Genomic DNA, 12,359 nt, shown 5'->3' with positions numbered 1-12,359 from the left:
AAGTAGAGCCGACCGTTGGTCGGCTGCCCGATACATCCCGTAGAGCCGACCGTTGGTCGGCTGCGCCGAGGCATCCCGTAGAACCGACCGTTGGTCGGCTGCGCTCAATCCCGGCGCGGAGAGCAGCCGACCAACGGTCGGCTCTACGGGCGTGGCTGCTTTTCAGCCGCGCAGGCGCGCCAGCACCGCGTCGGTGGCCTGCGTGGTGCTCACCGCCTGGCCCTTGGCAGCCAGGTCTGCAGTGAACACGCCGGCATCCAGCGCCGCATGCACGGCCGCTTCCACCGCGGCGGCTTCGTCCTCCAACCCCAACGAATGGCGCAGCAGCATCGCGGCGCTGAAGATGGTGGCGTAGGGGTTGGCAATGCCCTTGCCGGCGATGTCCGGGGCCGAGCCGTGGATCGGCTCGTAGATGCCCACCGCGCCCGGCTCGCCCAGCGAGGCCGACGGCAGCAGACCCAGCGAACCGGCCAGCATCGAGGCTTCGTCGGTGAGGATGTCGCCGAACATGTTCTCGGTGACGATCACGTCGTACTCGCGCGGCTTGGCCAGCAGGTGCATGGCCATCGAATCGACCAGCTGGTGCTCCAGCGCAACCTCCGGGAACTCGTCGCGGCCGATGCGCGCGGCCACGTCACGCCACAGGCGCGAGGTTTCCAGCACGTTGGCCTTGTCCACCGACGTGACCTTGCCGCGGCGGGTCTGCGCCAGGCGGAAGGCGCTGCGCAGCACGCGCTCGATCTCGCCCACGCTGTAGCTGCACAGGTCGCTGGCGGTATCGGCGGTACGGGTCTTCTCGCCGAAATAGATGCCGCCGGTCAGTTCACGCACCACCACGAAGTCCACGCCCTTTAGCAGCTCGGCCTTGATCGGCGACGCGTCCAGTGCGGCTTCATGGGTGCGCACCGGGCGCAGGTTGGCGTACAGGCCCAGCGCCTTGCGGATCGCCAGCAGGCCCTGCTCCGGGCGGACCGTGGCATTCGGGTCGGACCACTTCGGGCCGCCCACGGCGCCGAGCAGAATCGCCTGGGCGTTGCGGCAGGCGTCCAGCGTGGCGGCCGGCAGCGGCTCGCCATGGCGGTCGATGGCGATGCCCCCGATGTCGTGTTCGCTGAAGTTGAAGGTGTGGCCAAAGCGGTCGGCAACGGCGCCCAGCACCGCGACGGCGGCGGCGGCGACTTCCGGACCAATGCCGTCACCCGGCAGTACGACGATCTCAGCGTGCATGTTCACTCTCGTAACGTTCGATGTCAGACGTGCGGCCCAACAGATAGCCCAACTGGTCCACGCCCTCCAGCAGGCAGGTCTGCGAGAAGCCGTCGAGCGGGAAGGGGTAGACGCGGCCATCGGGCGTGCGCAGCTCGCGCGCGGCGATGTCGATGGTCAATGTGTCGTCCGGGCGCTGCATCAGCGTCTGCACGTCGGCCTCGTCCAGCACGATCGGCAGCAGCCCGTTCTTCAGCGAATTACCGCGGAAGATGTCGGCGATTTCGCTGCTGACGATCGCGCGCAGGCCCAGGTCGGTCAGCGCCCACGGCGCGTGTTCGCGCGAGGAGCCGCAGCCGAAGTTGCGCCCGGCCAGCAGGATGCTGCGTCCGGCGTTGTGCGGCTGGTTGAAGGCAAAGCCCGGGTTGGGCGTGCCGTCGGCCTGCCAGCGCCAGTCGTTGAAGGCGTGCTTGCCCAGGCCGGCGCGCTCGGTGGTGGACAGGAACCGCGCCGGGATGATCTGGTCGGTGTCGATATTGGTCTCGCGCAGCACCACGCTGGTCGAGGTCAGGGTACGGAAGCCGCTCATCAGGCCACCTCCTGGGCGGCATACAGGTCACGCGGATCGGACACCCGCCCGTTCACCGCTGCCCAGGCCGCGGTCATCGGCGAGGCCAGCAGTGTGCGCGAGCCCGGGCCCTGGCGGCCTTCGAAGTTGCGGTTGCTGGTGCTCACCGCCAGCTGGCCGGGTGCCACCAGATCGCCGTTCATGGCGATGCACATCGAGCAGCCCGGCTCGCGCCACTCGGCCCCGGCGGCACGCACGATGGCGTGGATGCCTTCGGCCTCGGCCTGCCGCTTGACGATCTCCGAGCCCGGCACCACCAGCATGCGCACGCCGTCGGCGACGCGGCGGCCCTGCAGCACCTGCGCCACTTCGCGCATGTCGCTCAGGCGGCCATTGGTGCACGAGCCGACGAACACCACGTCCACCGGCGTGCCGGCCAGGGTCTGCCCGGCGTGGAAGTGCATGTAGTCCAGGCCCTTCTGGTCGGCGGCATCGTTGGCCGCCGGGATCGGCTGGTCCACGGCGATGGCGGTGCCGGGGTGGGTGCCCCAGGTCAGCGTGGGGCGGATGTCGGCGGCCTCGATGTGGACCTCGGCATCGAAGCGTGCGCCGGCATCGCTGCGCAGCTGCGACCAGGCCGCCACGGCGGCGTCGAAGTCGGCGCCCTTGGGCCCGCGCGGGGTGTTGGCCACCCAGTCGAAGGTGGTCTGGTCCGGGGCCACCATGCCGGCGCGTGCCCCGGCCTCGATCGACATGTTGCACAACGTCATGCGCTGCTCCATGTCCATCGCCTCGATGGCGCTGCCGCGGAATTCCAGCACGTGGCCGGTGCCGCCATTGACGCCGATCACGCCGATGATGTGCAGTACCACGTCCTTGGCGCCCACGCCCACCGGCAGCACGCCGTCGACCGTAATGGCCATGGTTTTCGCCTTGCGCTGCAGCAGGCACTGGGTAGCCAGCACGTGGCCCACTTCGCTGGTGCCGATGCCGAAGGCCAGGGCGCCGAACGCACCGTGGGTGGAGGTGTGGCTGTCGCCGCAGACGATGGTCATGCCCGGCTGGGTGAAACCCTGCTCGGGCGCGATCACGTGCACGATGCCGCGGTTGGCCGACTGCAGGTCGAACAGATCGATGCCGTGCTCGGCACAGTTGCGCGCCAGCATGGCCACCTGGGCTTCGGAGGCGGCGCTGGCGTAGGGCAGCTTGCCGTCGGGGCCGGCCGGCAGGGTCGGGGTGGAGTGGTCCATGGTGGCCTTGGTCCGATCCGGCCGGCGCGGTGCCAGGCCGCGCTCGCGCAGTTCGGTGAAGGCCTGTGGCGAGGTCACTTCGTGGATCAGGTGCAGGTCGATGTACAGCACGGCGGGCGCGCTGTCCGATTCGGGCACGACGATGTGGGCGTCCCACAGTTTGTCGTACAGGGTGCGGGGAGCTGGGGTCATGGAATGGCCTTGCTGTGTTCGTGTCAAAGATAGGTCAAACGGTGCGCAGGCGCGCATCGAAGCGCAGCCGCACGTAATCGGCGGTCCACTGGCCGCGCGCGTCGCACTGGGTGGGCTCGAGCAGCGCGACCGCGTCGTCGATGACGCGCTGGCGCTGTGTAGCGTCCAGGCCGGTCAGGAACGGCGAGGCAAAGGTGCGCAGCCAGCCGCGCATGCCGGTGGGCAATGCGGTGGGACGGGCCTGCATCTCGATGTAACGCACCTGGAAGCCGTGCGCGCGCAGGCGCTCGGCGTAGTCGTCGGCGGTGGGGAAGTGCCACGGGAACGCCGGCACCGCGTGGCCGTTGCTGCACAGGGCGGCCTGCAGCGCGCTGGTGATGGCCACCACGTTGCCGTGCCCGCCCATCTCGGCCACGAAGCGGCCGCCCGGCTTCAGCGCACGGGCAACGCCGGCGATCACCTGGTCGGCACCGCGCATCCAGTGCAGGGCGGCGTTGCTGAACACCGCATCGAACTGGCGGGTGAAGGTCAGGGCATGGGCATCCATGACATGTGCCTCGATGCCACGTGCGCGCGCGCCGCCGACCAGCTCCGGCGAGGCGTCCACGCCGGTGATGTGCGCGCCGCTGAGCGCCAGGTCGACGCTCAACACGCCGTCGCCGCAACCCAGGTCGAGGATGCGTTCACCGCGCTGCGGATCGAGCAGCCGCGCGGCCGCACCGCCGAGCACGGGCACGAAGCCGGCGTCGATGGCGTAGTCGTGCGCGTTCCACTGCTGGCCGGCGTCGGGGGGGGTGTGGCTGTCGAAGGCGCTCATGCAGACTCCTCAGGCGGCGGCGCTGGCCGCGGGTTGTTCGGCGGTGGCGTTGCGCTGGCGCAGCAGGCGGTTGGCCACGTCCAGCCAGGCCAGGGCGGAGGCTTCGATGATGTCGCGGCTGGTGCCGGTGCCTTCGTACTCCACGCCGTCGTGGCGCACGCTCAGGTTGGCTTCGCCGCGTGCATCGGCGCCGATGCCCACGCTGTGCACGTGGTAGCTGTCCAGCATCAGCTGCACGCCGGTGGCGGCCGACAGCGCGCCGAACAGCGCATCCACCGGGCCATCGCCCTGCGAGGTCTCGGCCACGCGGTTGCCGTCCGGGTCGGACAGCTCGACCAGCGCGTTGGCACGGCTGCCCACGTCACTGATGGTCATCGAGGCCAGGCGGTAGCCGTTCTGGGTGGCGCTGCCCTGCATCAACACCTGCAGGTCGGCGTCGGTGACCACGCGCTGCTGCTCGCACAGCGCCTTGAACTGCTCGAACACGTGCTTCAGTTCTTCCTCGTCCAGCCAGAAGCCCAGCGCACGCAGGCGCTGCTCGACCGCCGCGCGACCGCTGTGGCGGCCCAGCACCATCTGCGAGGACTCCCAGCCCACGTCTTCCGGGCGCATGATTTCGTAGGTGCCGCGGTGGCGCAGCATGCCGTGCTGGTGGATGCCCGACTCGTGCGCGAACGCGTTGGCACCGACGATCGCCTTGTTGCGCTGTACCGGCATGCCGACCAGGCGCTGCAGCAGCTGCGAGGTGGAGACGATGCGCGGGGTATTGATGCGGGTGTCTTCCTCGTAGAAGGCATTGCGGACCTTCAGCACCATGGCGATCTCTTCCAGCGAGCAGTTGCCGGCCCGCTCGCCGATGCCGTTGATGGTGCATTCCACCTGGCGTGCGCCGCCTTCGATGGCGGCCAGCGAGTTGGCCACGGCCAGGCCCAGGTCGTTGTGGCAATGGGCACTGAAGATGATGCGGTCGCTGTCGGGCACCCCGGCGATGACGCGCTGGAACATGCCGCGGATCTCTTCGGGGGTGGTGAAGCCGACCGTGTCGGGCAGGTTGATGGTGGTGGCGCCGGCGGCCACGGCCACGCGCGCCACCTCGATCAGGAAGTCTTCCTCGGTGCGGGTGGCGTCCTCGGCGGAAAACTCCACGTCATCGATGTAGCTGCGCGCCAGGCTGACGTGCTTGTGCACCGATTCCAGTACCTGCTCGCGGCTCATCCGCAGCTTGTGCTCGCGGTGCAGCGGGCTGGTGGACAGGAACACGTGCAGGCGTGCGTTGGCCGCGGCCTCCAGGGCCTTGGCCGAGGTTTCGATATCGGCGGCCAGGCAGCGCGACAGCACCGCCAGCGTCGGCCGGCGCACTTCGCGGCCGATCATCGCCATCGCTTCGCGGTCGGACTGCGAGCTGGCCGGGAAGCCGGTTTCGATGATGTCCACGCCCAGCTCGTCCAGCGCACGGGCCATCACCAGTTTCTGCTGCGGGCTCATGCTGCAGCCGGGCGATTGCTCGCCGTCACGCAGGGTGGTGTCGAAAATTCTAATGCGGGGGGAGTTGGGCGTGGTCACCAGGAGGTCTCCTCGACAGCGATGTCGGATGGGGTCACAAAGGAAGGGGAAGCAGCGGGAATCTTGGGTGGGGCGAGCGCGGTCGGCAGGGATAGTCGCGTTCGCTCGCTGGCGCGGCGGCGGGGTTTGCGCGGCGGGCGAGGGCGGATGTCGGCCAGCAACTGCGCCAGCACCATCGCGTCGATGTTGCCGCCGCTGACCACCGCGCACTTGCGCTTGCCGGCCACGCGGCGCCCGGCTGCCAGGGCCAGGGCACCGGCGCCCTCGGCGATGACATGTTCTTCCAGCGCCAGCCGCACCAGGGTCTCGCGCAGCTCGGCTTCGCGCACGATCACCACATCGTCCAGCAGCGCGCTGCACAGCTTGCGGGTCAGGAAGCCGGGGATCTTGACCTTGACCCCGTCGGCCAGCGTGGCCACCGGGGCGATTTCGCGGACATCACCGCGGATCGCGCGGGCCATCGAATCGACGCCCTCGACCTGGGCGCCGACGATGCGCACGCCCTGCGATTTCAGCGCCAGCGCCACGCCGGAGGCCAGGCCACCGCCGCCGATCGGCACGATCACCACGTCCGGCGCATGCGGCGCCAGCTCGATGCCCAGCGTGCCTTGCCCGGCGATCACGTCGGGGTCGTCGAATGCGGACAGGAACCGGTAGCCGTGCTGGTCGGCCAGCGCACGCGCGAAGGCGTACGCCTCGTCGTAGCTGGTGCCGTGCTGGCGCACGGTGGCGCCCCAGTGGGCCACGCCCGCGATCTTGGTGGCCGGTGCGCCGTGCGGCATCACCGTGATCGCCGGGATGTCCAGGCGATACGCTGCCCAGGCCACGCCCTGGGCGTGGTTGCCGGCCGAGGCGCAGATCACCGGGCGGTCGTCACCGCGCTCGCGCCCGGCCAGCAGCGCGTTCAACGCGCCGCGCACCTTGTACGAGCCGGTGCGCTGCAGGTTCTCCAGCTTCAGCCACACGCCGAAGCGCTCGGCGTAATGCAGCGGGGTGGGTGGCAGATAGCGACGCAGCCGCGCCTGCGCGGCCAGCACGTCGGCGACGCTTACCTCGCCTACGTCCGGTTCCTGCGGGGCACCGCTAGTGGGCATTTCGCCCCCGGCCACGGTGATCGCCGGCATGCGCTGCGCGGTGCCACGACGCCCCAGCGCGGTGCGACGCCATGTATCCTGCACGCGCACCACGTGCACATCCCTGTGCTGCGCGGTGGGACGCCATGCATCCTGCGCGCGCACCACGTGTACATCCCCGTGCTTCGAGAAGAGACCTCCGTACCGGCACCGTGGAAACGGTGCGGGCGTTCATACCGATACTCCGGTACCGGGTTCCAGCGCGCTGATGCGCACCGAAACACAGTCGTAGATCTTCTCGATCTGGCGGCACAGGGTCTCCGGCGGACGGCTGCTGTCCACCACCATCTGCAGGTGCCAGCGGCCGTTGTCGGCCGCGTTGGGCGCACCGGCGATCGCGCGCGGCGCGAAGCCGCGGCGTTCGGCCATGCCGATCACGCGCAGCAGCGCGCCCTCGGCGGGAACCAGCACCAGGTCAAGCCGGTATTGCATTGGGGAACTCCTGGGACTGATGGGCTGGATTGCTTTCCAGCATGGTGCTGTTGGCGTTGTTGGGCGGCACCAGCGGCCACACGTTGGCGCGGGCATCGATGGCCACGTGCAGCAGCGCCGGGCCCGGCTGGGCCAGCAGCGCGGCCAGGCCGCCCTCGACGTCGTCGCGGGCCTCGATGCGGGTGGCGGGAATGCCGAACACCTGGGCCAGCGCGGCGAAGTCCGGGTTGTCGGACAGGTCGATCTCGCTGTAACGCTCGGCGAAGAACAGTTCCTGCCACTGGCGCACCATGCCCAGCGAACTGTTGTCCAGCAGCACGATCTTCACCGGCAGGCGGCAGCGGGCGATGGTGGCCAGCTCCTGCACGTTCATCATGAAGCTGCCATCGCCGGACACCAGCACCACGGTGCGGTCTGGGCAGGCGAACTGCGCACCCATCGCCGCCGGCAGACCGAAGCCCATGGTGCCCAGCGCGCCGCTGGTCAGGTGGTTGCGCGGGTGGTTGAAGCGGCAGTGCTGGGCCACCCACATCTGGTGCTGGCCCACGTCGCAGGCAATGATCGCATCGCTCGGGGCCAGCTCGCTCAGGCGCTTCAGCAGCGCCGGGGCGTAGATGTGCTTGCCCGGGGCGTCGTAGCGCGCGGCGAACCGCTCGCGATGGGTGCCGCACCGCTTGCGCCACGCCTCCTGCGAGGCCGGCGCGGTGGCAGCGGCGGTCAGCGCACGCAGCGCGCCGCCCACGTTGCCCGGCACGGCGATGTCGGCACTGCGCAGCTTGGAGATCTCATACGCATCGGCGTCGATGTGGATGACCCGCGCGAACGGGGCGAACTCGTTCAACTTGCCGGTGGCGCGGTCGTCGAAGCGCGCGCCCACCACCACCAGCAGATCGCTCTCCTGCACGGCCATGTTGGCCGCGCGGGTGCCGTGCATGCCCAGCATGCCCAGGTAGTGCGGGTGCTGTGGCGGCAGCGCGCCCAGCCCACGCAGGGTCAGCACGGTGGGGATGGCGCTGGCCTCGACGAACGCGCGGAAGTCCTCCACCGCGTCGCCCAGCGCCACGCCACCGCCGGCGTAGACCACCGGCTTCTCGGCGGCGGCGATCGCGGCAATGGCCTGCGCCACTGCGTCGTCCTGCGGTGCCGGCGGCGGGCTCACCGTGGCCGGGGTGTGCTCTGGCAGGTGCGAGGCATCGGCGATCTGCACGTCCTTGGGCAGGTCGATCAGGACCGGACCGGGGCGGCCTTCGCGCGCAATGCGGAATGCTTCACGGACCACGCGCGGCAGGTCGTCCACCGAGCGCACCAGCCAGCTGTGCTTGACGATCGGCATGGTCAGCCCGAATACGTCCAGTTCCTGGAACGCGTCGGTGCCCAGCAGCGGGGTGGCGACCTGGCCGGTGATGCAGACCATCGGCACCGAATCCAGCATCGCATCGGCGATGCCGGTGACCAGGTTGGAGGCGCCCGGGCCGGAGGTGGCGACACAGACGCCGACCTGGCCGCTGGCACGGGCATAACCGTTGGCGGCCAGTGCCGCGCCTTGTTCGTGGCGGACCAGGATGTGCTTCAGCCCCGAATCCACCAGGGCGTCGTAGAACGGCATGATAGTGCCGCCGGGGTAGCCGAACAGCGTATGCACGCCCTCGGCTTCCAGGGCCTGCGTCAACCAGCGTGCGCCGTTGCGGGGCGCGGTGCTGTGTGCGGAGGTGTTCATGCGGTGACCTTTACGAAAGCGGGTGGGGGAGCCGCGCGGTTACGCGGCTTGACTTTGCAACCAGACCATCTTGGCGCGCAGTTCCTTGCCTACCTTTTCGATCGGATGCTCCAGGTCGGCCTGCTTGAACTTGGTGTAGTTGGGCAGGCCCGCTTCGTACTCGGCCACCCAGTTCTTGGTGAAGGTGCCGTTCTGGATGTCGGTCAGCACGTCCTTCATGCGCGCCTTGGTACCGGCGTCGATGACGCGCGGGCCGCTGACGTAGTCGCCGTACTGCGCGGTTTCGGAGATGAACTCCAGCATGCGGGTGATGCCGCCTTCGTAGAACAGGTCCACGATCAGCTTCAGTTCGTGCAGCACTTCGTAGTAGGCGATTTCCGGCTGGTAACCGGCTTCCACCAGCGTTTCGAAACCGGCCTGGACCAGCGCCGAGGCGCCGCCGCACAGCACCGCCTGCTCGCCGAACAGATCGGTCTCGGTCTCTTCCTTGAAGGTGGTCTGGATCAGGTTGGCGCGTGCGCCGCCCAGGCCGGTGGCGTAGGCCAGCGCGTACTCGGCGGCCTTGCCGCTCCTGTCCTGGTAGACCGCCCAGATGCACGGCACGCCGCGGCCGATCTCGTACTCACGGCGCACCAGTGCACCCGGGCCCTTCGGCGCGACCAGCACCACGTCCAGGTCGTCGCGCGGCTTGATCATGTCGAAATGCACGTTCAAGCCATGCGCGAACAACAGCACCGCGCCCTGTTTCATGTTGGGGGCGAGCACGTCCTCGTAGAGCTTCTTCTGCACCATGTCCGGGGTCAGCACGGCCACCAGGTCGGCCTCCTTGACCGCCTCGGCCGGGGCCTTGACGGTGAAGCCGTCGGCCTGTGCCTTGACCTCGGTGGGACCGCCCGGGCGCAGCCCGATGACGACGTCGAAGCCGGATTCGCGCAGGTTCAGCGCGTGCGCGCGGCCCTGGCTGCCGTAGCCGACAACAGCGATCTTGATCTGGGGCAGGTCGTTGGTGCTCATGGGGGAGATCCTTTGGCGGAAAGAAAAAAATGGCCGACGGTCAGGGACACGTCGGCCAGTCAGGGGAAGGGGTGGCGCGCGCCATGCCACCAACGCACGCCGCCGCCGGGCAGGCGGTGGGCGTGGAAGCGGTGCTGGCGGGCTGGCGGGTCATGGCGGCAAGGGCAGTCGAAAAGGGGGAGGGGAGGAATCGAGGGGCTCTGAAACGAAAAAACCCGCACCTGGGTGGGTGCGGGTTTTGATGGATACCTGGCAGTCTTGCTTACACGCCGGTCCGTCCCGCACCTGTTGGTTGGGTAATAAGTACGAGGACGAGAAGCGAACGGATCGAGGCCCCGCCGGTGTCGGCGTGCTGGATGGATTCGCGGGTGGCTGTGCGCTGCAACATGAGATCGAGAAAACCACAGCGGTTTTGGCGCTGTCAACCTTTGCCGGCACATTTCCAACGGTTTCGCCTGCATCCAGCGCAAAGGCCCGCCGCACAAGGATGGTTGCGGCTGAAAGCGTTGTGGTGAACCGGAATTCACTATTTTCAGGGCCGCTTCTGCGCGGATTCCGGTCCGTTTCCCGAGCGGCAGCATGACCATTGTCGGATGCCATGGACGGGCCACTGCCGCCACTATCGGTGGGGCTACCACCCCTCCAGGAACCTTCCGTGCCCCGACGTCTTGCCCGCGGCCTGCTTGCCGCCGCCGTGCTGTGTGCCCTCCCCATTGCCGGCATCGCCGCCGACCGCATCACCGGCCACACCTTCGCCACCCGCTCGGAAGTGATCGCCCCGCACGCGATGGCGGCCACCTCCCAACCGCTGGCCACCCAGATCGCGCTGGACGTGATGAAGGGCGGCGGCTCGGCCGTGGACGCGGCGATCGCGGCCAACGCCGCGCTGGGGTTGATGGAGCCCACCGGCAATGGCGTCGGCGGCGACCTGTTCGCCATCGTGTGGGACCCGAAGACACAAAAGCTCTACGGCTACAACGGCTCGGGCCGGTCGCCGAAGTCGCTGACCCTGGCCGAGTTCCAGCGCCGCGGGCTGAAGGAGATCCCGGCCACCGGTCCGCTACCGGTCTCGGTGCCCGGCGCGGTGGATGGCTGGTTCGCGCTGCATGAGCGCTTCGGCCGCAAGCCGATGGCCGACAACCTGGCCCCCGCCATCCGCTACGCGCGCGAGGGCCACCCGATCGCCGAAGTGATCGCCTACTACTGGGACCGCTCGGTGCCCAAGCTGTCGCAGTACCCCGGCTTCAAGGAACAGTTCACCGTCAACGGGCATGCGCCGCGCAAGGGCGAGCTGTGGAAGAACCCGAACCTGGCCAACACCCTGGAGCAGATCGCCCGAGGCGGCCGCGACGCGTTCTACAAGGGCGATATCGCCCGCACCATCGGCAGCTACTTCAAGGCCAATGGCGGCTACCTCAGCTACGAGGACATGGCCAGCCACCACGGCGAGTGGGTCGAGCCGGTGAGCAGCAATTACCGCGGCTATGACGTATGGGAACTGCCGCCCAACAGCCAGGGCATCGCCGCGCTGCAGATCCTCAACGTGCTGGAGGGTTACGACTTCTCGAAGATCGCCTTTGGCTCACCCGAGCATGTGCACCTGTTTGTGGAGGCCAAGAAGCTGGCCTTCGCCGACCGCGCCCGCTTCTACACCGACCCGGCGTTCCAGCCGGCGCCGGTGGCCAAGCTGGTGTCCAAGGGCTACGCCGCCGAGCGTCGCGCGCTGATCTCGATGGACAAGGCCCTGCGCGAAGTGCAGCCCGGCACGCCCAGGCAGCTGGAGGAGGGCGACACGATCTACATGACCGTGGCCGACGCGGACGGCATGATGGTGTCGCTGATCCAGTCCAACTACCGCGGCATGGGCAGCGGCATGGCCCCGCCGGGGCTGGGCTTCATCCTGCAGGATCGCGGCGAGATGTTCGTGCTACGCAAGGACCATCCCAACGGCTATGCGCCGGGCAAGCGCCCGTTCCAGACCATCATCCCGGGCTTCGTGACCAAGGGCGGCAAGCCCTGGATGAGCTTCGGCGTGATGGGCGGGGCGATGCAGCCGCAGGGCCACGCGCAGATCGTGATGAACATGGTCGACTTCGGGATGAACCTGCAGGAGGCCGGCGACGCACCGCGCATCCAGCACGAGGGCTCGACCGAACCGACCGGGCAGGCCACCGCGATGAGCGACGGCGGCGAGGTCAACCTGGAAACCGGCTTCCCGTACGAGACGGTGCGCGCACTGATGCGCAAGGGCCACCGGGTGGTATTCGCCGACGGCCCGTACGGCGGCTACCAGGCGATCCTGCGCGACCCCGACACCGGCGTGTATTACGGCGCATCGGAGAGCCGCAAGGATGGGCAGGCGGCGGGGTACTGACCACGCGAGGGGGAGCCACGCCATGCGTGGCTGCGCCTTCCGCGCTCATTGTCATGGGGACCGATGGCTGAGGAATGTTGCTGCCGAGCATGG

General features: G+C 68.9%; 10 protein-coding genes. 1 reads left to right on the top strand and 9 read right to left on the bottom strand.

The annotated features are described in order from the left end of the window. Positions 1-162: 162 nt before the first annotated feature. From leuB to ilvC, 9 genes are all read right to left on the bottom strand, one after another. A complete protein-coding gene (gene leuB, locus AC1DGC_RS04880; RefSeq protein WP_478047326.1) occupies positions 163-1,227 on the bottom strand; it encodes a 3-isopropylmalate dehydrogenase in 1,065 nt (354 codons plus the stop codon). Next, the gene (gene leuD, locus AC1DGC_RS04875; RefSeq protein ID WP_478047325.1) at positions 1,217-1,795 is read right to left on the bottom strand and encodes a 3-isopropylmalate dehydratase small subunit; all 579 of its coding nucleotides are present in this window, start codon (positions 1,793-1,795) and stop codon (positions 1,217-1,219) included. The genes leuB and leuD overlap by 11 nt, the downstream gene beginning before the upstream one ends. Then, complete coding sequence (gene leuC, locus AC1DGC_RS04870) at positions 1,795-3,216, bottom strand: 3-isopropylmalate dehydratase large subunit (RefSeq protein ID WP_478047324.1); 1,422 nt, start codon at positions 3,214-3,216, stop codon at positions 1,795-1,797. The genes leuD and leuC overlap by 1 nt, the downstream gene beginning before the upstream one ends. 34 nt (positions 3,217-3,250) lie before the next feature. Continuing rightward, on the bottom strand, positions 3,251-4,033 hold the full coding sequence (locus tag AC1DGC_RS04865) for a methyltransferase domain-containing protein (protein WP_478047323.1): 783 nt from the start codon (positions 4,031-4,033) through the stop codon (positions 3,251-3,253). 9 nt (positions 4,034-4,042) lie between these two features. Then, on the bottom strand, positions 4,043-5,596 hold the full coding sequence (locus AC1DGC_RS04860) for a 2-isopropylmalate synthase (RefSeq protein WP_478047322.1): 1,554 nt from the start codon (positions 5,594-5,596) through the stop codon (positions 4,043-4,045). After that, positions 5,593-6,690, bottom strand: coding sequence for a threonine dehydratase (locus AC1DGC_RS04855; protein ID WP_259207807.1), 1,098 nt, complete (start codon positions 6,688-6,690; stop codon positions 5,593-5,595). Before AC1DGC_RS04855 ends, AC1DGC_RS04860 begins: the two co-directional genes overlap by 4 nt. A gap of 210 nt (positions 6,691-6,900) precedes the next feature. Next, a complete protein-coding gene (locus AC1DGC_RS04850) occupies positions 6,901-7,161 on the bottom strand; it encodes an ACT domain-containing protein (RefSeq protein WP_128095641.1) in 261 nt (86 codons plus the stop codon). After that, positions 7,145-8,878 carry an acetolactate synthase 2 catalytic subunit gene (gene ilvG, locus AC1DGC_RS04845; RefSeq protein WP_478047321.1) on the bottom strand — a complete coding sequence of 578 codons (1,734 nt, stop codon included), beginning with the start codon at positions 8,876-8,878 and terminating at the stop codon, positions 7,145-7,147. The genes AC1DGC_RS04850 and ilvG overlap by 17 nt, the downstream gene beginning before the upstream one ends. 39 nt (positions 8,879-8,917) lie before the next feature. Continuing rightward, a complete protein-coding gene (ilvC, locus tag AC1DGC_RS04840) occupies positions 8,918-9,892 on the bottom strand; it encodes a ketol-acid reductoisomerase (protein WP_449336362.1) in 975 nt (324 codons plus the stop codon). 655 nt (positions 9,893-10,547) lie between these two features. On the opposite strand from ilvC, the gene ggt reads away from it, so the two are divergent. Continuing rightward, positions 10,548-12,266, top strand: a complete 1,719-nt coding sequence (gene ggt, locus AC1DGC_RS04835; protein WP_478047320.1) for a gamma-glutamyltransferase — start codon at positions 10,548-10,550, stop codon at positions 12,264-12,266. Positions 12,267-12,359 lie beyond the last annotated feature (93 nt).

The organism is Stenotrophomonas sp. 05N37, assembly GCF_056397365.1.
This window is presented reverse-complemented; position numbering and strand designations above follow the sequence as displayed.